At 70.5% G+C, this 18,661-nt stretch carries 17 protein-coding genes; 8 read left to right on the forward strand and 9 right to left on the reverse strand.

Features of this window, described 5'->3' with window-relative positions:
* Positions 1-32: 32 nt before the first annotated feature.
* Entirely contained in the window at positions 33-908 is an 876-nt protein-coding gene (locus ACFYNU_RS35995) for an NAD(P)-binding domain-containing protein (protein ID WP_356596287.1), read from the reverse strand.
* Between the two features lie 211 nt (positions 909-1,119).
* Between ACFYNU_RS35995 and ACFYNU_RS36000 the strand changes: the two genes are divergently transcribed.
* Positions 1,120-2,058 carry an STM4015 family protein gene (locus ACFYNU_RS36000; protein WP_356596348.1) on the forward strand — a complete coding sequence of 313 codons (939 nt, stop codon included), beginning with the start codon at positions 1,120-1,122 and terminating at the stop codon, positions 2,056-2,058.
* 71 nt (positions 2,059-2,129) lie between these two features.
* Positions 2,130-3,335: a hypothetical protein gene (locus ACFYNU_RS36005; RefSeq protein WP_356596289.1), complete on the forward strand. Its 1,206-nt coding sequence runs from the start codon at positions 2,130-2,132 to the stop codon at positions 3,333-3,335.
* Between the two features lie 53 nt (positions 3,336-3,388).
* Here ACFYNU_RS36005 and argS read toward each other — a convergent pair whose 3' ends face one another.
* Positions 3,389-5,158, reverse strand: a complete 1,770-nt coding sequence (gene argS / locus ACFYNU_RS36010) for an arginine--tRNA ligase (protein ID WP_356596291.1) — start codon at positions 5,156-5,158, stop codon at positions 3,389-3,391.
* A gap of 95 nt (positions 5,159-5,253) precedes the next feature.
* On the opposite strand from argS, the gene lysS reads away from it, so the two are divergent.
* Positions 5,254-7,089 carry a lysine--tRNA ligase gene (lysS, locus tag ACFYNU_RS36015; protein WP_388768482.1) on the forward strand — a complete coding sequence of 612 codons (1,836 nt, stop codon included), beginning with the start codon at positions 5,254-5,256 and terminating at the stop codon, positions 7,087-7,089.
* 168 nt (positions 7,090-7,257) lie between these two features.
* Positions 7,258-8,703, forward strand: a complete 1,446-nt coding sequence (locus ACFYNU_RS36020) for an FG-GAP and VCBS repeat-containing protein (RefSeq protein WP_356596295.1) — start codon at positions 7,258-7,260, stop codon at positions 8,701-8,703.
* A gap of 37 nt (positions 8,704-8,740) precedes the next feature.
* Here the strand turns inward: ACFYNU_RS36020 and ACFYNU_RS36025 are convergent, their stop codons facing one another.
* The 3 genes from ACFYNU_RS36025 to ACFYNU_RS36035 all read right to left on the reverse strand — a co-directional run bounded on the left by ACFYNU_RS36025 (position 8,741) and on the right by ACFYNU_RS36035 (position 12,134).
* Positions 8,741-10,300, reverse strand: coding sequence for a DUF2637 domain-containing protein (locus ACFYNU_RS36025; protein WP_356596297.1), 1,560 nt, complete (start codon positions 10,298-10,300; stop codon positions 8,741-8,743).
* Between the two features lie 189 nt (positions 10,301-10,489).
* Complete coding sequence (locus ACFYNU_RS36030) at positions 10,490-11,224, reverse strand: DUF3558 domain-containing protein (RefSeq protein ID WP_356596299.1); 735 nt, start codon at positions 11,222-11,224, stop codon at positions 10,490-10,492.
* 100 nt (positions 11,225-11,324) lie between these two features.
* A complete protein-coding gene (locus ACFYNU_RS36035) occupies positions 11,325-12,134 on the reverse strand; it encodes a DUF3558 domain-containing protein (protein ID WP_356596301.1) in 810 nt (269 codons plus the stop codon).
* 255 nt (positions 12,135-12,389) lie between these two features.
* Between ACFYNU_RS36035 and ACFYNU_RS36040 the strand changes: the two genes are divergently transcribed.
* Complete coding sequence (locus ACFYNU_RS36040) at positions 12,390-13,571, forward strand: RtcB family protein (RefSeq protein WP_356596303.1); 1,182 nt, start codon at positions 12,390-12,392, stop codon at positions 13,569-13,571.
* Here ACFYNU_RS36040 and ACFYNU_RS36045 read toward each other — a convergent pair.
* Positions 13,543-14,100 carry a DinB family protein gene (locus ACFYNU_RS36045; protein WP_356596305.1) on the reverse strand — a complete coding sequence of 186 codons (558 nt, stop codon included), beginning with the start codon at positions 14,098-14,100 and terminating at the stop codon, positions 13,543-13,545. The two genes, ACFYNU_RS36040 and ACFYNU_RS36045, sit on opposite strands and share 29 nt — an antisense overlap.
* 112 nt (positions 14,101-14,212) lie before the next feature.
* Here ACFYNU_RS36045 and ACFYNU_RS36050 point away from each other — a divergent pair, with 112 nt between their 5' ends.
* Positions 14,213-15,016 carry a pentapeptide repeat-containing protein gene (locus ACFYNU_RS36050; protein WP_356596307.1) on the forward strand — a complete coding sequence of 268 codons (804 nt, stop codon included), beginning with the start codon at positions 14,213-14,215 and terminating at the stop codon, positions 15,014-15,016.
* Positions 15,017-15,020: 4 nt separating this feature from the next.
* Here the strand turns inward: ACFYNU_RS36050 and ACFYNU_RS36055 are convergent, their stop codons facing one another.
* Positions 15,021-15,794 carry an SDR family oxidoreductase gene (locus tag ACFYNU_RS36055; protein ID WP_356596309.1) on the reverse strand — a complete coding sequence of 258 codons (774 nt, stop codon included), beginning with the start codon at positions 15,792-15,794 and terminating at the stop codon, positions 15,021-15,023.
* 196 nt (positions 15,795-15,990) lie between these two features.
* On the opposite strand from ACFYNU_RS36055, the gene ACFYNU_RS36060 reads away from it, so the two are divergent.
* On the forward strand, positions 15,991-16,524 hold the full coding sequence (locus ACFYNU_RS36060) for a hypothetical protein (RefSeq protein WP_356596311.1): 534 nt from the start codon (positions 15,991-15,993) through the stop codon (positions 16,522-16,524).
* Here the strand turns inward: ACFYNU_RS36060 and ACFYNU_RS36065 are convergent.
* Positions 16,518-17,270 (reverse strand): Mut7-C RNAse domain-containing protein, encoded by a 753-nt coding sequence (locus ACFYNU_RS36065; RefSeq protein WP_356596313.1) that lies wholly within the window; start codon positions 17,268-17,270, stop codon positions 16,518-16,520. The two genes, ACFYNU_RS36060 and ACFYNU_RS36065, sit on opposite strands and share 7 nt — an antisense overlap.
* A gap of 152 nt (positions 17,271-17,422) precedes the next feature.
* Positions 17,423-17,950: a GNAT family N-acetyltransferase gene (locus ACFYNU_RS36070; RefSeq protein WP_356596315.1), complete on the reverse strand. Its 528-nt coding sequence runs from the start codon at positions 17,948-17,950 to the stop codon at positions 17,423-17,425.
* A 62-nt stretch (positions 17,951-18,012) separates the two neighbouring features.
* Between ACFYNU_RS36070 and ACFYNU_RS36075 the strand changes: the two genes are divergently transcribed.
* Positions 18,013-18,654, forward strand: a complete 642-nt coding sequence (locus tag ACFYNU_RS36075; protein ID WP_356596317.1) for a hypothetical protein — start codon at positions 18,013-18,015, stop codon at positions 18,652-18,654.
* Positions 18,655-18,661: the final 7 nt, after the last annotated feature.

The raw sequence follows: 18,661 nt of genomic DNA on the forward strand, positions 1-18,661 counted from the left end.
GAGACCTTAAATGCCCCCACTGACAACGGGGTTCAGCTTGTGGAACTACGCAGCAGATCGGCCAGTCGGGAGAGGCCGTCGGCCGCGTAGCCCTCGGCGATGGCGCGGTCCAGGAGAGCCTCGACGGGGGCGAAGAGTTCGCCGCTCACACCCTGTGCGGCGAACGTCTCCAACAGGTTCGGGAACGCCTCGTGGTTGACGGCCAGGCTCGACACGTCCGTCAGATGCTGCCCCGAGTCGATCGCCGCCGCCCACGCGGGCGCCGAGCCGAGCATCGCGCCCACCCACGGCACCAGCAGCTCCGAGAACTCGGTGGCCGGGATGGACTCCGAGCCGACGAGGGCGTACGCCTGCATGACGCCCATGATCATCCCGTACATGCCGGTGAGCAGCGCCAGGTCGTACAGCGCGGCGAGACCGGGGTCGGTGCCGACGTACTTCGTGCCGCCGAGCGCCGCGAACGTCTCCCGGTGCGCGTCGAAGACCTCGCGTGCGCCGCTGTAGAAGACGTACGCGTGCGGGCCCGCGATCATCTGCGGGACGGCCATGATCCCGCCGTCCAGATAGTCGGCGCCCTCCTTGGCCGCCCAGAGAGCGAGGTCGCGCGCCTGCTCGGGGGTGCCGTTGGTGAGGTTGGCGACGGTCTTGCCGGTGAGCTGCCCGGAGAGCGGTTCGAGGACGGCGCGGACCGTGTCGTATGTGGTGAGGCAGACGACCACGAGCGGACTCGCGGCGACCGCCTCGGCGGCCGTGTCGGTGGGGAGCGCGCCCTGGGCGACCAGCGGACCGGTCTTGGCGGGGGATCTGTTCCACACGGTGACGGGGTGCCCGGCCTTGAGGAAGGCGGCGGCCAGGGCGGTGCCCATCATGCCGAGGCCGATGACGGAGACGGCGGGGTTGGTGGACATACGGGTGCTCCTCAAGGGGCGATCGGCGAATGCTTCCGATGTTCGACCGGAGAACTTCAAGCCACAAGTACCGACTAATTAGTGCGCTACACACCGCGAGGTAAGGAAGCGCGGACGTGCGGGCGGCCGGGACGGAAGGATGGCGAGCGTCAACTGGCGTACCAGGAGCCTCAACAGGCTCAGCAGCCTCAGGAGTTCGAACTTGTCTTACGTGCACCACGTTGAGCGGTTCCACGGACTGCCCACCTACAACTTCCCGCCCTACGCCGACCCGGCCGACCTGCCACCCGCCGACGCGGTCGCCTGGCGGCTGCACCGGGAGCCGTACGACTTCGAAGAGGACGCGGACGCCTGCTGGCAGCGCTTCACCGAATCGGTCGAGCTGGAGAAGGTACGCGCGATCGTCTTCGGGCAGCCCTGGTACGACGGCGACGGCGGGATGTCGGACGAACCGCTGATCGAGCTGAGCACCCGGCTGACCGGGCTCGAAGCGCTCTTCCTCGGCGATCTGGAGGACGAGGAGTCGATGCTCTCCTCGATCTACCACTGCGACGTCGGCCCGATCCTCGCCGCGTACCCCGGCCTTCGGGAGCTGGCGATACGCGGCGGGGAAGGCCTCGACTTCCCCGTCTCCGGCCACGAGGCACTGCGCGTGCTGCGCGTCGAGTCCGGCGGGCTGCCCCCGCGCGCGGCCGAACACATCGCCGCCGCCCAACTGCCGTCGCTGGAACGCCTGGAGCTGTGGCTGGGCGACGAGAACTACGGCGGTGGCGCCACGGTCGAACAGCTCGCCCCGCTGCTCACGGGAGAGGGCAAGCCCGCGCTGCGCCACCTCGGTCTCCAGAACAGCCACATCCAGGACGAGTTGGCCGCCGCGCTCGCCTCCGCGACCGTCGTGCCCCAGCTCACCTCGCTCAGCCTGGCGATGGGCACGCTCTCCGACGAGGGGGTGGAGGCGCTGCTCCAGGGACAGCCACTGACACATCTGCGGGAACTCGACCTCTCCTTCCACTTCATCGGCGACGAGATGATGCTGCGGATCTGGACGGCCCTGGAGCCGGCGGGAGTCCGGGTGGATCTGACCGCGCGGCAGCGGCGTGAGCGCAACGAGTGGGACGCGGACGGCCGGTACATCGCGGCGTCCGAATGAGGGCCCGCGCCACCCACCGCCGAGGACCCGTCGCACAGCTGAACCCCTGAACCTCCGAAAGGCCACACCGCATGCCGCGCAAACCCGATCCCGCCGCCCCCGAGTCCCAGGACCCGGACGATCTCGTGATCGCCAGCAGCAATCTCAACGGCAGACACCCGTGGCAGGACCCCGCCGAGCAGGTGCCCTACGGGCGCGTGCTGCTCATCGCGGCCAAGCTGGCATGGCGCCCCGACGCCGTGCTGACCCGGCTGGGCGCCCTGGGGTACGCCGACGTCCAGCGCTCCGACGGACCGTGGCCCGATGCCGTCGGGCCCGACGACGTACCGCTGATCGCGGGTGTGGACCGACGCTTCGGCGCCCTTCCGGTCGACGCCGACACGACCGTGTCCCTGCGGCAGATCGTCGTATCGGCGGCTCTCGCCGGCCGCGCCCCGGCCGAGGCCGCACGACGCATGACCGCTCTCGGCTTCCGGGTCGGCACCGGCGCCCGGCCGCTGCCCGAGTCGGCCAACCCGCGTGACGTCGTGCTGATCCGCAAGGACCGCCGGGGCAAGTGGTTCGAGTGGGGCGACGAGGTCCCGGCCGGCCATGTGCTGGAAGCGGCACAGGAGTTGTCGTGCAGCCCGCGCTTCGCCGCCGAGCGCCTGATCGCGCTCGGGCTGCGGCTGCCGTACACCCCCGAGCCGGACGACGAACGGCTTCTGAAGTACGCGGACACCCCCGGTGGCGGCTGGATCAGCCGCTGGGCCACCGCGCCGGTCGCGCACGTCCTCGCCGTCGCCCGCGAGACGGGCCGCCCGCCCGCGGACATCGTCGCCAGGCTGGCCGAACTGGGCTGCCAGCGGCCGGACGGGACCGTGCCCGACGCCCCGGAGCCCGACGACTTCGTCCTGCTCAGCGAGAACCTGGACGGCCGGGCGCCCTGGCTGGCGAAGAACACTGTCGTCGGCCTTCAACTGCGGCACATCCTGCGGGCGTCCCTCGCCACGGGGAAGACCCCGGCACAGGTGACCGAGCGCCTGACCGCGCTGGGCCACTGGCTGCACGAGAGGGCGATCCTGCCCGAGACCGCCGAGGAGGCCGACATCCGGCTCCTGGCGGCGGTCACCAACTCGTACCTGGACATCATCGAGTTGGAGAACGTGCTGCGCACCGCGAGCCTCGCGGGCCGCAGTCCGGCGGACGTCGCGGCGCGGATGAGGGAGCTGGGGTACTGGCTGTCGGAGGAGAAAGTGGCGTACCCGGAGGTCCGGCCGGGGGTGCGGGCCTCTTAGTAATGCGATCCGGCGCGGCTCCTGGCCGCGCCGGACCGGCGCCCGTGGGTCTCTTACAGACGCTCGGGGGTGTGGATACCGAGCAGAGCCATGCCCTGGCGCAGCGTGCGGCCCGTGAGGTCGCACAGGAAGAGGCGGTTCTCCGCGACCTCCTGAGGAGGCGCCGGCTTCACGACCGGGCACTCGGTGTAGAAGGTCGAGAACATCGACGACAGTTGGTACAGATACGCGGTCAGCTTGTGCGGCTCGTACCCCGTCGCGGCCTCCGCCAGCACCTCGCCGAACTGGTCCAGGTGCAGGCCCAGTGCCCGCTCCGCCGGGGCCAGTGCCAGCTCGGGGTGGCCCACGGGCGTGCGCTCGCCCGCCATCCGGAAGATGGACCGGGTCCGGGCGTACGCGTACTGGATGTACACGCTCGTGTCGCCCTGGAGCGACACCATCTGGTCCAGGTCGAACTTGTAGTCCCGCGCGGCCGAGGTCGACAGGTCGGCGTACTTCACCGCGCCGATGCCCACCTCCGTGGCGCGCTCGACGATCTCGTCCTCGGTGAGGCCCAGGCCCTTGCTCTTCTCCCGTACGACCGCGGACGCGCGCTCGACGGCCTCGTCCAGCAGGTCCACCAGCCGCACCGTCTCGCCCTCACGGGTCTTGAACGGCTTGCCGTCCTTACCGAGGACGGTGCCGAAGGCGAGCTGGACGGCCTTCACGTCCTCGTTCAGCCAGCCGGCCCGGCGGGCGGTCTCGAAGACCATCTTGAAGTGCAGCGACTGGCGGGCGTCCACCACGTACAGCAGGGTGTTCGCCTTCAGGTTTCCCACCCGGTCGCGGATCGCGGAGAGGTCGGTGGCCGCGTACCCGTAACCGCCGTTGCTCTTCTTGACGATCAGCGGTGTCGGATTGCCGTCCGGGCCCTTCACGTCGTCGAAGAACACGCACAGCGCCCCGTCGGAGCGGACGGCGACGCCCGTCTCCTCAAGGATGCGGCAGGTCTCTTCGAGCATGTCGTTGTAGCCGGACTCACCGACGACGTCCTCGTCGCGGATCTCCATGTCGAGCTTGTCGAAGACCGAGTGGAAGTAGATCTTCGACTCGTCCACGAACCGCTGCCACTGGGCGAGGGTGTCGGCGTCACCGGCCTGGAGGGCGACGACGCGGTCACGGGCGCGCGTCTTGAACTCCTCGTCGGAGTCGAAGACCGTGCGGGCGGCCTTGTAGAGGCGGTTGAGATTCGACATCGCCTCCTCGCCGGAGACCTGGTCCGAGCGGCTGTGGTCCAACTCGTGCGGGTGCTCGGTCAGATACTGGATGAGCATCCCGAACTGCGTGCCCCAGTCGCCGATGTGGTGGCGCCGGACCACGTTCTCGCCGGTGAACTCCAGGATCTCGACCATCGCGGCGCCGATCACGGCGGAGCGCAGATGGCCGACGTGCATCTCCTTGGCGACGTTCGGCTGCGCGTAGTCCACGACCGTCGTGCCGGGCTCGGCGGCGAACGGGACGCCGAGCCGGTCGTCAGCGGCGCGGGCCGCCAGCGTCTCGACGATCGCCCGGTCCGTGACGGTGATGTTGAGGAAGCCGGGGCCCGAGACCTCGACCTCCTTGATGAGGTCGCCGCCCGCCAGCGCGTCCACGACCTTCGCCGCCAGCTCGCGCGGGTTGCCCTTCAGCTTCTTGGCGAGGGCCAGCATCCCGTTGGCCTGGAAGTCCGCCCGGTCGCTACGTCGCAGCAGGGGGTCCACGGAGCCGGCCTCCGGCAGGGCTGCCGAGAGGGCGTCCGCGATGCGCTGATCGACGGTCGAGGCGAGGGAAGTGACCGGGGCCATGGGCGGGGAGCCGTTCTTGTAGAGGGTGTGTCCGTGACCCCCATTCTCCCATGGGGCAACAAGTCGTTTTCGCATTGTCGGAGTGGCCTGGGACAATGGCCGTCGCCGGTATCGGAGGCGTACGGGCGCATTCCGCAGGGCGTAGCAGAAAGAAGGACGTACCGACCGTGGCTCAGAGCACCGAGACCGACTGGGTCTCCCGTTTCGCGGACGATGTCATCGCCGAGTCGGAGCGACGTGCGCCTGGCAAACCGGTCGTCGTCGCTTCCGGAATCTCTCCCTCCGGCCCCATTCACCTGGGCAATCTCCGTGAGGTCATGACGCCGCACCTCGTCGCCGACGAGGTCCGCAGGCGTGGGTACGAGGTCAGGCACCTCATCTCGTGGGACGACTTCGACCGCTACCGCAAGGTGCCGGCCGGGGTGCCCGGGGTGGACGAGTCCTGGGCCGAGCACATCGGCAAGCCGCTGACGTCCGTGCCCGCCCCGGCGGGGTCCCCGCACCCGAACTGGGCCGAGCACTTCAAGGCGCAGCTGATCGAGTCGCTGGCCGAGCTGGACGTCGAGTACGACGGGATCAGCCAGACCGAGAAGTATCTGGCGGGCACGTACCGCGAGCAGATCCTGCACGCGATGCGGCACCGCGGCGAGATCGACGCGATCCTCGGGCGGTACCGGACCAAGGAGCAGCCCGCGGACGGGCCGTCGACGGGCCCGTCGAAGAAGTCGCAGCAGAAGCCGCAGCAGAAGAAGGTCGACGAGGCCGAGCTGGAGGCCGCCGAGGGGTCGGGCGCCGCCGACGAGGACGACGGCGCGGGCTCGGCCGGGTACTTCCCGTACAAGCCGTTCTGCGGCAACGAGGGCTGTGGCAAGGACCTGACCACCGTCACCGCGTACGACGACGAGACGACCGAGCTGACCTACGTCTGCCAGGCCTGTGGCTTCACCGAGACCGTACGGCTCAGCGAGTTCAACCGCGGCAAGCTGGTCTGGAAGATCGACTGGCCGATGCGCTGGGCGTACGAGGGCGTGATCTTCGAGCCGTCCGGTGTCGACCACCAGTCGCCCGGGTCGTCGTTCGTCGTCGGCGGGCAGATCGTGCGCGAGATCTTCGACGGTGTGCAGCCGATCGGACCGATGTACGCGTTCGTGGGGATCTCCGGGATGGCGAAGATGTCGTCCTCCAAGGGAGGCGTGCCGATCCCGGCCGACGCACTGCGGATCATGGAGGCGCCGCTGCTGCGCTGGCTGTACGCGCGCCGCCGGCCGAACCAGTCGTTCAAGATCGCCTTCGATCAGGAGATCCAGCGGCTGTACGACGAGTGGGACGCCCTGGAGCGCAAGATCGCGGACGGTTCGGCGCAGGCGGCCGACGCCGCCGCGTACTCACGGGCCACGCGTACGGCCGCCCGTGAGCTGCCGCGCACGCCGCGCCCGCTGCCGTACCGCACGCTGGCCTCCGTCGTGGACATCACGGCGGGCGCCGAGGAGCAGACGCTGCGGATCCTCGCCGAGCTGGACCCGGCCGACCCGCTGACCTCGCTGGACGAGGCGCGGCCCCGGCTGGACCGGGCGGAGAACTGGATCACCAGCCAGGTGCCGGCCGAGGCCCGGACGGTCGTCCGCGCCGAGCCCGACCGGGAGTTGCTGGACTCGCTGGACGAGCAGACGCGCGAGGCGCTGCGGCTGCTGCTGGCGGACCTGGACGCGCACTGGTCGCTGGACGGGCTCACGACGCTCGTCTACGGGGTGCCGAAGGTGCTGGCGGGGCTGGAGCCCGACGCGAAGCCGACGCCGGAGCTGAAGGCCGCGCAGCGGTCCTTCTTCGCGGTGCTGTACCGGCTGCTGGTGACCAGGGACACCGGGCCCCGGCTGCCGACGCTGCTGCTGGCGGTGGGGGCGGACCGGGTCAGGACGCTGCTGGGCGGCTGAGACCGTACGGAACGACGAACGATACGAACGACGAACGGCCCCGGTGCGCGTGATGTGCGCCGGGGCCGTTCGTTTCCGTACAACCCCCGGGGTGCCTCAGCGGTCACATCTGCACCGACTCGGACAGCCGTCACGGCGTCCGGCGTGCCGTAGGAGAAGAAGACACGCATGCAGCAGCACCTTCGCACCATCCTCGCGACCACCGCGTCGGCGGCCCTCGTCAGCGGGCTGCTTCTCGCCGCCGGCGGCAGTGCCGTCGCCGCGCCGTCGGGGATGGAGGGCGACTTCAACGGCGACGGCTACCGCGATCTCGCGATCGCCGCGCCCCTCGGAAAGATCAGCGGAAAGGCGAGGGCCGGATACGTGGCCGTCGTCTACGGCACCAAGAACGGGCTCGACAAGTCCAAGCGCACCATCATCAGCCAGGCCACCACCGGTATCCCGGGCACGCCGGAGACGAGTGACTACTTCGGCGACCGCCTCACCACCGGGGACCTCGACGGCGACGGGTACACCGACCTGGTGGTCGGCGTGCACGGCGAACGGATCGGCGACACCGACTCCTACGGAGTCCTCACCGTCGTCTGGGGCGGCGCGAGCGGGCTGAAGTCCGCCGTCGACATCTCGGCGCCGCTGCCCAAGTACCGCAACGAACTGGGCTGGGGCCTCGCCTCCGGTGACTTCGACGGGAACGGGCGCACCGACCTGGCCGTCGTCAACCTCGCCGCCCCCGAGCTGAACATCTTCAAGGGACCGGTCTCCCGGACCGGCAAGGCGGCGGGTCTCACCGGTATCGACACCCTCAGCCAGACCGGCATCAACGCCGACAAGATCATCGCGGGGAACGTCAACGGCGACGCCGCGACCGACCTTCTGGTCATGGGCCAGGAGGAGAGCGGCGACGGATACCGGACCCGCAGCGTCCTCTACAAGGGCGGCACGACCGGTCTCAAGGCGTCGAGCAAGGTCGCCGGCGGTTACGAGGCCGCCATCGCCGATGTCGACAAGGACGGTTACGGCGACATCGTCACCGGCAACTTCATGGAGAAGTCCACCGACGAGCCGAACGGCGGTCTCGGAGGCGCGATCACCGTGACGTACGGCAGCGCCGCCGGGCTCTCCACCCGTACGCCGGTCCGTATCACCCAGGACACCACCGCGGTCGTCGGCACCGCCAAGAAGGGCGACCGCTTCGGCTGGAGCCTGGCCGCGGGTGACACCAACCGCGACGGCTACGCGGACATCGCGATCGGCGCGACCGGCGAGGCCACGGGGAGCAAGCGGGGCACGGGCACGGTCACCGTGCTGCGGGGCTCCGCCAAGGGGCTGACCGGCACAAGCTCCAAGAGCTTCACGCAGGACACGGCGGGCGTGCCCGGCGCGGCCGAGGCCGAGGACCAGTTCGGCGGCTCCGTCGAACTCACCGACAGCAACAACGACGGCCGCGCGGAGCTGGTGGCCGGCGCCTTCGCCGAGAACGCGGGCGCGGGCTCCATCTGGCTCTTCAAGTCCGGTACGAGCGGTGTCACCGCGACCGGTTCGACGTCCTTCGGCGCCGCGTCGGTCGGCGGGCCCGCCGGTCTGTCGTACTTCGGCGAGGTCCTCGCCGGATAGCCGACCGGCGCCCTGTCAACGCTGTTGACGGACCGGCTCAGGCGATCTGCTCGGCGTCGTCCTGCGCGTCCAGCTGCTGCTGGTAGCGGCGCTTGAAGTCCTTCAGATACGTGCGCAGGGAACTCTCGCTCAACGGGCCGCCCGTGCGGCCGGTCACGCCGTACAGATCCTGCAAGTAGATCGCGAACTGGCGGGCGTTGGGCAGATCCTGGCGCTCGCTGACGTACCTCAGAAAGGCGTTGAAGTACGCCTCCTCACGGGGCATGCCGTTGGGGAGGGACGCGGTGGGGAGGTCTTCCGGCTCCGGCTCGGGCTCGACATCCGGTCCGAGGTCGGGCTGGGGCTGCTGGGGGCCGAGAGGGCGGCGGGACGGTGCCTGCTGGGCCGCCTGCTGCTGCTCCGGCCCCTGTCCCTGGGGCTCCTGGGCCTCCTGGGCCGGGGGCTGCTCGTCCTCGTACCGCTCGTACTGCTCGAACCGGCGGCGGGCCCGCTCGAACTGCTCGTACTGCTGCTGCTCGTACTCCTGCTGATCGAAGTGCTCGGGGTCGTGCTGCTGCGGGTCGTACTGCGGGTCGTACTGCTGCTGGGGGTCGTACGCGGGGTCGTACGAGCCCTCGTACGGCCCCTCAGGCGCCCGCGGGGCGGCGAACCAGGGGTTCGCCTGGGCGGCGGGCGCGCCGGGGTCCTGCGGCCCGGCCTCGTGCTCCCGCGCCCACTGCTCCTCCTTCTGGAGCTGGATCCACTCCTCTTCGGAGAGTTCGGGCTGCGGTGCCTGCTGCTGCTGGCGCAACTGTTGCTGTTGTAGCTGCTGTTGTTGCTCCAGTTGCTGCTGCTGTTGTTGTGCCTGCGGAAGTTCGGGGGCCGCCGCGATCGGCGTCGCGGTCGCCGGGGCCGGCGGGAGCAGGGCCGGTTCGATGCCCGCGGCGGCGAGGCCGGCCGGGCCGGTGTCCGCGAGGGGGACGCCGTACTTGGCGAGGCGCAGCGGCATCATCGCCTCGATCGGGGCCTTGCGGCGCCAGTTGCGGCCGTAGCGCGCCTGGAGGCGGGCCTGGTAGATGAGCCGGTCCTGTTCGAGCTGGATGATGTCCTCGTAGCTGCGGATCTCCCACAGCTTCATCCGCCGCCACAGCTTGAACGTCGGGACGGGCGAGAGCAGCCAGCGCGTGAGGCGGACGCCCTCCATGTGCTTGTCGGCGGTGATGTCCGCGATCCGGCCGACCGCGTGGCGGGCCGCCTCGACGGAGACGACGAACAGGATCGGGATCACCGCGTGCATACCGACGCCGAGCGGGTCGGGCCAGGCGGCGGCGCCGTTGAAGGCGATGGTGGCGGCGGTGAGCAGCCACGCGGTCTGGCGCAGGAGCGGGAACGGGATCCGCATCCAGGTCAGCAGGAGGTCCAGCGCCAGCAGGACGCAGATACCCGCGTCGATACCGATCGGGAAGACGATCGAGAACTGACCGAAGCCCTTCTGCTCGGCGAGTTCGCGCACTGCGGCGTACGACCCCGCGAAACCGATCGCGGCGATGAGAACCGCGCCGGCGACGACGACGCCGATGAGTATTCGGTGCGTGCGAGTGAGCTGCATCGCGGCCACCCGTGGCCCCTCCCGTCCTGGACATCTGGCGGGGCACAGCCTCGCATATGTGTGCGGGTGCTGTGGCCCGGGGAGCCGTGCGTGGCCGGGGAGTTGGGGTACGGGGGCCGAGGGGTGGGGCGTTTGTCCTCAATCGTCGGACGGGCGCGGGCGGCGCCCGTCCACGGCCGGACCTCCGCCCGACACCGCTTAGCCCGCCGCCCCCGGAACGGCCGCCACCGCTTCCTTCGTCGCCTTCGTCGCGCCCTTCACCAGGTCCGACGCCGCCGGGGACTTCGCCCCCGCGTAACCCGCGCCGTTGTACGTGAGCGTGATCACCACGTTCTCCGAGCGGGTCACGACCGTCGCGTAACCGAACGACTCGCCCGTCTTCGTCAGGCTGTACGTGACCGCCGTCGCCTCCGTGCCTACCCCGGGCGTCGGGGTGGCCTTCGCGCCCTTCGCGCCTTCCGTGGCACGCGCCTTGGCGACTTCCTTCTTGTAATAGTCCGCGGCGCGGTCCTGGCCCGAACCGATGCCCTCGTCGGAGTCGTAACGCATGAAGGAGACGTCCAGCCAGCGGTACTGCGAGCCCTTGACGCCGTTGTCGTCCAGGCCGTTCCACGAGCAGCTGCCGCGCGTCGAGATGTCCGAGGACTTGCCGGACGAGCCCGACTTGTCCTTCGCCTTGGGCACCAGGTCCTCGATCGTCTTCCTGGCGACCGCCTTGCACGGGTCGGCCGGCAGCGAGCTGAACTTCGCCGGGGCCAGCTTCGGCGCGGACTTCGAGGCCGAGGCCGAGGGCTTGTTCGTGTCCTTGGCGGCATCGTCGGAGTCGGACGAGCAGCCGGCGGCGACGATCATCACCGGGACGGCTGCGCACGCGAGCATACGGAGGCGGGTGCGGGTGCGGGAGCGGCTGGGTCGCGGGGCTGATCGCTGCATGGTTCCTTCAGTGGTCCTTGAGTCGGTAGTCGTACGGTCCGATCGGCCACGGTAACCGCCCCGAGCGTCACTCAGGGGCCGGGCGCCGGACCAGGCCCCGCTACTCGTTGAGCTGATCGGCCAGCTTCCGGGCCAGCCCACGGGCCTTTTCTTGCAGCTCCTTGCTGTCCGGGACCGTCGTCGGATGGGCCGGCTGCTCTGCGTACCGCACGGTCACGACCACGTTCGATGTGCGAAAGACCACGCTGACCGTACGGCGCTTGGCGGCCGAACCGGACGAGGCGAAGACGTCGTCCACGAAGGCCGCGTCGCCGAGATCCTCCAGCAGACGGGGCTGGAGGTCGGCGGGTGTGGTGCTCGCGGAGGGGCCGGTGGTCGCGCCGCTGTTGGGCGTCTTGCCGTCGGACGGCGATCCGGACGGGCTCGTGCTCTCGTCCGTCCCCTCGCTCTCGCCCGCCCCCTCCACCGGAGGCGGCAGGGCCGCGCCGTCCTCCTTCTTCGCGTAGACCTCCTGCGCCTTGTCCGCGTCGCTCACCGCCGGGTCGTAGGACACGACGCGCTCGACGTCGATCACCAGGTGGTGCGAGGCGTTCGGGGCGTCCGCCGACCAGGAGCACCCGACGCGGCGATCGGTGTCGTACGTCACCGCCGCCGTGCCCTTCAGCGCCTTCTCCTGCTGCTCCCCGGGGAGCTGGGCGACACCCGGCAGCAGATCCCGCAGCGTCGGGCGGTCCACGGAGCCGCAGGGCTCGCTCAGCGTCCGGTACTTCCCCGGGGGCGCGGTGGTCGTGGTGGGGACACCGGCCTTCGAGTCGAGATCGGAGCCGTCGCCGCCGCCGCCGGAGGTACAGCCCGCGACGAGAGTCACGAGCAGCGCCGCCAGGCCGGGTACGTACGCCTTTCGCTGCACGGTCCCTGGGCTCCTCATCTACGCGGTGTGGACATGAGTTCTAAATGGTCGCACTGGTGAGAACTACGCAGGTGCCGTGCTGGTTCCACGTTCGGCACACATGGCGAGTTCACGCGAAAACGGTTTGCCGCCGCATGGCGTGCGGTGGACACAATGTGTACCTCAAGCATTGCCGTGGATGCCGGTTCGCTGTCTGTTTTGACGGCGCTGGTTCCGGTTTTTGCTCTATCAGACTTTCGGGGGAATCGAGGAACTATGTCGTACGTGGAAGTGCCGGGCGAGAAGGTCCCCATCCGTATGTGGACGGACCCCGCGTCGGTCGAGGACGTCGCGATGCAGCAGCTGCGGAACGTGGCGACGCTGCCCTGGATCAAGGGCCTCGCCGTGATGCCCGACGTCCACTTCGGCAAGGGCGCGACGGTCGGTTCGGTCATCGCGATGCGGGACGCGGTCTGCCCGGCGGCGGTGGGCGTGGACATCGGCTGCGGCATGTCGGCGGTCAGGACGTCCCTGACGGCGAACGACCTGCCGGGCGACCTGTCGCGGCTGCGCTCCCGGATCGAGCAGGCGATTCCGGTCGGGCGGGGGATGCACGACGAACTGATGGAGCCGGAGGGGGTCGGCGCGCGCTGGGACGACTTCTGGGAGCGGTTCGACGGGATCGCCGAATCGGTCAAATTCCGTCAGCAGCGGGCGGTACGGCAGATGGGAACGCTCGGAGGCGGGAATCATTTTGTTGAGTTCTGCCTGGATTCGACCGGATCTGTCTGGCTGATGCTGCACTCCGGCTCCCGGAACATCGGCAACGAACTGGCGGACTTCCACATCGGTGTGGCACGGGGCCTGCCGCACAACCAGGACCTGATCGACCCCGATCTCGCGGTCTTCGTCGCCGACACTCCGGAGATGAGGGCGTACCGCAACGACCTGTTCTGGGCGCAGGAGTACGCGAGTTACAACCGCGCCGTGATGATGGACCTCTTCAAGAACGTCGTCCGCAAGGAGTTCAAGAAGGCGAAGGTCGCCTTCGAGCCGGTCATCTCCTGCCACCACAACTACGTCTCCGAGGAGCGGTACGACGGCATGGACCTGCTGGTCACCCGCAAGGGCGCGATCCGCGCCGGCAGCGGTGACTACGGGATCATCCCGGGCTCCATGGGCACGGGCTCGTACATCGTGAAGGGCCTCGGCAACGAGGCGTCCTTCAACTCCGCGTCCCACGGCGCGGGCCGCAAGATGAGCCGGAACGCGGCGCGGAAGAAGTTCTCCGTGCGGGACCTGGAGAATCAGACGCGGGGCGTGGAGTGCCGCAAGGACTCCGGGGTCGTGGACGAGATCCCGGGCGCGTACAAGCCGATCGAGAAGGTCATCGACCAGCAGAAGGACCTGGTCGAGGTGGTGGCGAAGCTCAAGCAGCTGGTGTGTGTGAAGGGCTGACCCGCTTCTCGTACGCGCGGTGGACCAGGCCGATCTCCGCGACGTTCTTCGTCAGTTCGAAGTTGAGCCAGCTCGCGACGTGGACCAGCTCGATGTTCTCGCCCCAGGGCAGGCCCGCCGTGCGGGACTTCGAGTCCAGGTCGGCGTCGGTGAGGGGGAGCAGTTCGGCGCGCCAGGAGTCCTTCAGGGAGTGGAGCCAGGTGACGGCGGACTCCTTCGTGCCGGGCCAGTGGATGGACTCGCGCGGAGGGGCGCCGTCGCCGAAGCAGTGGGTGAGGGTGGTCGTCCACCAGTAGCCGATGTGCCAGGTGAGCCAGCCGATCGAGGTGCTGGGGACCGGGTCGGGCTCCGGGATCCGGAAGTCCGCGACCCAGTCGCCGTTCGCGTCCGGGCGGACCGACCAGCAGTCGGGGGACGGTTCCCAGAGGCAGGCCTGGTCGTCCAGGTCCTTCTGGTAGTACTCGAACAGCGCCCAGGCCATGTCGAGTTGGCGGACCAGCAGGTCAACGCGGGGGACTGGCGTCGTCATGACGGTGAGCGTGGCACCGGGGGCGGCGGTCGGGCAAACCATTTGTCGGGGGACCGCCGGTGTGGTGTCTACTGGGCGCAGTGCCGCCGTCAGAGCCGGGAGATCCGCCGTCGTGTCCGACCGAACCGAGCTGACCGCCGACTGCGGAAGCTGCTTCGGGCTCTGCTGTGTCGCGCTGCCCTTCACCGCGTCGGCGGACTTCGCCGTCGACAAGAAGGCCGGGCAGCCGTGCTCGAATCTGCGCACCGACTTCCGCTGCGGCATTCATACGCGGCTGCGGGAGGAGGGCTTCCAGGGCTGCACGGTGTACGACTGTTTCGGCGCCGGTCAGCGGGTCTCGCAGGTCACCTTCGGTGGGAGGAGCTGGCGGGAGGAGCCGGGGAGCGCGCAGGCCATGTACGCCGTGTTTCCGGTGATGCGGCAGTTGCACGAACTGCTCCGGTATCTCACCGAGGCGCTGGCGATGGAGCCCGCCCGCGGGCTGGCCGGGGAGCTGCGGGCCGCGCTCGACGCGACCGAGCGGCTGGCGGCGGGGGACGCCGAGGCCCTGGCGGGGACGGATGTGGCCGGCCACCGGGCGGGTGTGAACGAGCTGTTGCTGCGGACCAGTGAGCTGGTCCGGGCCGGCGTACGCCGCAAACGGATGGAGCGCAGGGGCGCCGATCTGATGGGCGCGAAGCTGAGGGGCGCCGACCTGAAGGGGGCGAATCTGCGGGGCGCGTATCTGATCGCCGCCGATCTGCGCGGCGCCGATCTGCGGATGGCCGATCTCATCGGCGCGGACTTCCGGGACGCGGACCTGCGCGGCGCCGATCTCACCGGCGCCCTGTTCCTCACCCAGACACAGCTCAACGCGGCGAGGGGCGACGCCGCGACCGTACTGCCGGCCGCGCTGGCGCGCCCCTCGCACTGGTAGCGCGTCAGAGTTCCCTGTGCACCTTGGTGTTGGACGCCTGCGCCCGCGGGCGGACCACCAGGAGGTCGATGTTCACGTGGTGGGGGCGGGTGACCGCCCAGGTGATGGTGTCGGCCACGTCCTCCGCGCTGAGCGGCTCCGCCACCCCCTCGTACACCTTCGCGGCCCGCTCGGTGTCCCCGCGGAAGCGCGTGGACGCGAACTCCTCCGTCTTGACCATGCCGGGCGCCACCTCGATGACACGCACCGGTGTGCCCACGATCTCCAGCCGCAGGGTCTCGGCCAGGACATGCTCGCCGTGCTTGGCCGCGACATAGCCGCCGCCGCCCTCGTACGTGGCGAAGCCGGCGGTCGAGGAGAGGATCACCACCGTGCCGTTGCCGCTCGCGGTGAGCGCGGGGAGCAGGGCCTGGGTGGTGTGGAGGGTGCCGATGACGTTCGTCTCGAACATCTGCCGCCAGTCGTCCGGGTCGCCGCTGGCGACCGGGTCGGCGCCGAGCGCGCCGCCCGCGTTGGCGACGAGCACGTCGACGGACGGGAGCCGGCCGAGTTCGGCGGCGAACGCGTCCACGGCCGCGCGGTCGGTGACGTCGAGTACGTACGCCGTGGCGGAGTGCCCGGCCGCGTTGATCTCGGCGGCCAGTGCCTCGATACGGTCCTGGCGGCGGGCGGTCACGACGACGTGCAGGCCCGCGGCGGCGAGTTGGCGAGCGGTGGCGGCTCCGATGCCGCTGCTTGCTCCGGTGACGACTGCGGTGGGTCTACCGGCGACGGTCATGGCGTGCTCCTCGCGCGTGTGGGCGACTGTCGACGGGTGCCGACGGCTGTCGACCGCTGATCGACTTCCGGCCAGGATAGGCAGGCGGTGCGGCCCGGTGGTCGCGCGGGGCGGGCATGCGGCTGCGGGGGCGGAAGGCGGGTCGACACAGTGACGGGTGGTCAGGTTTAGGGGGGTTTAGGGGTATCTTCAGATTATGGGAGCAATGCGTAAGGCGATGTTGGTGGCGTCGACCGCGGCCACGGCCGTGGTGCTGAGCGCCGGTTCCGGTGTGGGGTCCGGCATCGGTCCGGGCGCCGGTTCCGCCGTGGCGTCCGGCGCGGGCGTGGGCGCCGGGCCGGAGGCGGTGGAGGCCGACGTGGCGCACCACGGGGACGTCTCCCTCTGGGGCGGGCGTCTCGCCGTACGGCTCTCGACCGGCAACCACGGTCCGTCGGACCTGACCGGCGCGACCGCCCGGCTGGGCTTCTCCGTACCGCTGGCCGCCGGGCAGAAGCTGCCGGACGCCTGTCTGTGGGGCGGGAACCAGATCGTGTACTGCCAGGCGGGCGCGTTGCGGGCGGACGGGCGGGACAGCGAGTTCCTGCTCGATCTGCGGACCGTCGGCGACCCCGCCGAGGTGTCCGTGGACGTCTCCACCGTGTGGAACGGCGGCGCGGACGATCAGAACCCGGACAACGACAAGCACCAGGTGCTCGTGCCCGCCACCGGCGATCTGTACGTCTACTGAGGTTCGCTCAACCAGGCTGCCGCGCCGCCGAATTCGCGCATCGCCTCGTCGACGATCGCCGCCAGACGCGCGTGGTGCGCGCCGCGCCAGTAGACCCTGCCGCAGGCCGTGCACTGCGCGAACACGTCGTACGTACGCCGGGTGCCGCCCTCCAGCCGGTCCTCGACCGAGTCCTTGTCCGCCGCTCCGAGCGGCCCGTTGCAGGCCGTGCAGCGCGTCCAGGGGGCGAGCGGCGGAGCGAACCGCTCCAGCACGTCCCGCAGCTGGTCCTCCGTACGGTCGCTGTAGACGTACGCCCCCGCCCAGATCTCCCGGCGCCGCAGCAGGCCCCGGTCGCGGGAGAGCATCACCCGCTGCTCCTTCGCCGAGAGCGTGGCCAGCGCCGCGTCGCCGATGTCCTCGCTCTCGTACGCCGCGTCGACGCCCAGCAGCCGCATCCGGCGCGCGAGCGTGCCGAGGTGGACGTCGAGCAGGAAGCGCAGCGGCGCGCCCGGCACGCGCTGCGGGCGCGCCACCGCCCGCACCTCCACCGACTCGCCCGCCGACGGGATGTGCGAGGTGGCCACCGGGCGTCCGTCGACGAGGAGTTGACCGGCCTCGGTGAGCGAGACGCCGAGGGATTCGACGACATGGCCGAGCGTGGACGAGCCGTCCGTCGCCACGGCCGTCGGTCCGCCGCGCCGCCCGGCCGGGACGAAGACATGCAGCTCAGGGGCGAAGGTGAGGTGGATCTCCGGTCCGTTCACGTCGTCAGCATGACATCGGGCCGGGAGGCGGGCCAGGGCTTTCCGCGCGGGTACGACCTCCGGGGGCGGGGGCGGCCTCACTCCGCTTCGGGCGGTGCTTCAGACGGCGCCGAGGGGGTTGTCCCGCGATCCGCTCAAGGCGTCGCGTCCAGTCAAGGCGTCGCCTCCAGATCGAGCCGCCACTCGTTGCACCGCATCATGTGGCCGACCGGATACTCGAAGTCGGCCTCCCCGACCCGCTCGAAGCCCACCTTGCGGCACACCGCGTTCGACGCGCCGTTGTCCACCGACGGGTACGCCATCAGCCAGCGGTGCTTGCGCTCCGCCCGCGCCCGCTCCACCACCGCCCTCGTCGCCACCACCGCGAGCCCCCGGCCCTGGAACTCCCCGAGCACGCTCCAGCCCGTCTCGTACACGTCCTGCCCCTGCCAGGTGGACTCCCAGAAGCCGGTGTTGCCCACGGCCTCGCCGTCCGGCAGCAGCGTGATCCGGAACATCCGGCCCTTGCCCGTCCGGTCGGCGCTCAGCGTCACATACCGCAGATGCCTGGCCAGCACCTGCTCGCCGGTCTCGGGGCCGCCGAGATGCGTCATCAGCTCCGGCGCGTTCGCCGCGTGCAGCAGCCCGAGATCCCCCGCCGACCATGGCTCCAGCCGTACCTGGGGTGCTTTCATCTCCATGTGACCGACTGTAGATCGGGGCACTGACAACGGAACCCCGAGCGGGAGGCAGGTGCGGTCGGATGGGTTACACCGGCGTCTGGTCCGTCGGCGCCGTGGCCGACACGGAGGTCGCCGCCCTGCCCCGGCGGTTCGCCCATCTCGACGAGACCTGGACCGTCCCCGACGGCTGCGCCGACGATCTGCGCTGGTGGCTGGGCGGCGGGGACCGCGAGCCGTACTTCACGCCCGGACCGACCCCCGCCGCGCACCGCTTCGCGGCGTTCGCACGCGGCGGTGGCCCCAGCACGCCCGCCGTGGTGGCCATGAAACGGGCGGCGACCGACCTGCTGCGCCGGGCCGAGGGCGACGGGACCGATCCGGACGGGCTGTTCGCCGTGGCCGTACGCGAAGGGGAGCCGGCGACCGCGCTCCACCACGGCCTGGGCGCGGAGGCGTCGGCCCAACTGCCGGGCTGGTTCGGGGACTTCCTCCTCACCGCCGAGGAGGTGCGGGCCGTGCTGCCGGGCGCCGAGTCCGTCCTGTCCGTGACCGGGCCCCGCCGTACGGAGGTGCTCGCCCGCGTCGACGCCTGGGTGTACGGGATGACGGACGCGCCGGAGGGGGAGTTCGACGCAGCCGCACTGCTCGCCGGGCCGCTGCGGGTGCTCCGGTACGCCGCCGCCCACGGCCGGGGTGTCGTCGCCGTGGCCGAGGTCCGCTGACGTGCGC

It is taken from the genome of Streptomyces sp. NPDC006643 (assembly GCF_042870175.1).
GTDB lineage: Bacteria > Actinomycetota > Actinomycetes > Streptomycetales > Streptomycetaceae > Streptomyces.

Coding starts and splice junctions, on each gene's coding strand:
- ACFYNU_RS35995 (WP_356596287.1), bottom strand. CDS start 908: ATGTCCACCAACCCCGCCGTCTCCGTCATCGGCCTCGGCATGATGGGC.
- ACFYNU_RS36005 (WP_356596289.1), top strand. CDS start 2,130: ATGCCGCGCAAACCCGATCCCGCCGCCCCCGAGTCCCAGGACCCGGAC.
- argS (WP_356596291.1), bottom strand. CDS start 5,158: ATGGCCCCGGTCACTTCCCTCGCCTCGACCGTCGATCAGCGCATCGCG.
- lysS (WP_388768482.1), top strand. CDS start 5,254: ATGGCCGTCGCCGGTATCGGAGGCGTACGGGCGCATTCCGCAGGGCGT.
- ACFYNU_RS36020 (WP_356596295.1), top strand. CDS start 7,258: ATGCAGCAGCACCTTCGCACCATCCTCGCGACCACCGCGTCGGCGGCC.
- ACFYNU_RS36030 (WP_356596299.1), bottom strand. CDS start 11,224: ATGCAGCGATCAGCCCCGCGACCCAGCCGCTCCCGCACCCGCACCCGC.
- ACFYNU_RS36040 (WP_356596303.1), top strand. CDS start 12,390: ATGTCGTACGTGGAAGTGCCGGGCGAGAAGGTCCCCATCCGTATGTGG.
- ACFYNU_RS36045 (WP_356596305.1), bottom strand. CDS start 14,100: ATGACGACGCCAGTCCCCCGCGTTGACCTGCTGGTCCGCCAACTCGAC.
- ACFYNU_RS36055 (WP_356596309.1), bottom strand. CDS start 15,794: ATGACCGTCGCCGGTAGACCCACCGCAGTCGTCACCGGAGCAAGCAGC.
- ACFYNU_RS36060 (WP_356596311.1), top strand. CDS start 15,991: ATGGGAGCAATGCGTAAGGCGATGTTGGTGGCGTCGACCGCGGCCACG.
- ACFYNU_RS36070 (WP_356596315.1), bottom strand. CDS start 17,950: ATGGAGATGAAAGCACCCCAGGTACGGCTGGAGCCATGGTCGGCGGGG.
- ACFYNU_RS36075 (WP_356596317.1), top strand. CDS start 18,013: ATGGGTTACACCGGCGTCTGGTCCGTCGGCGCCGTGGCCGACACGGAG.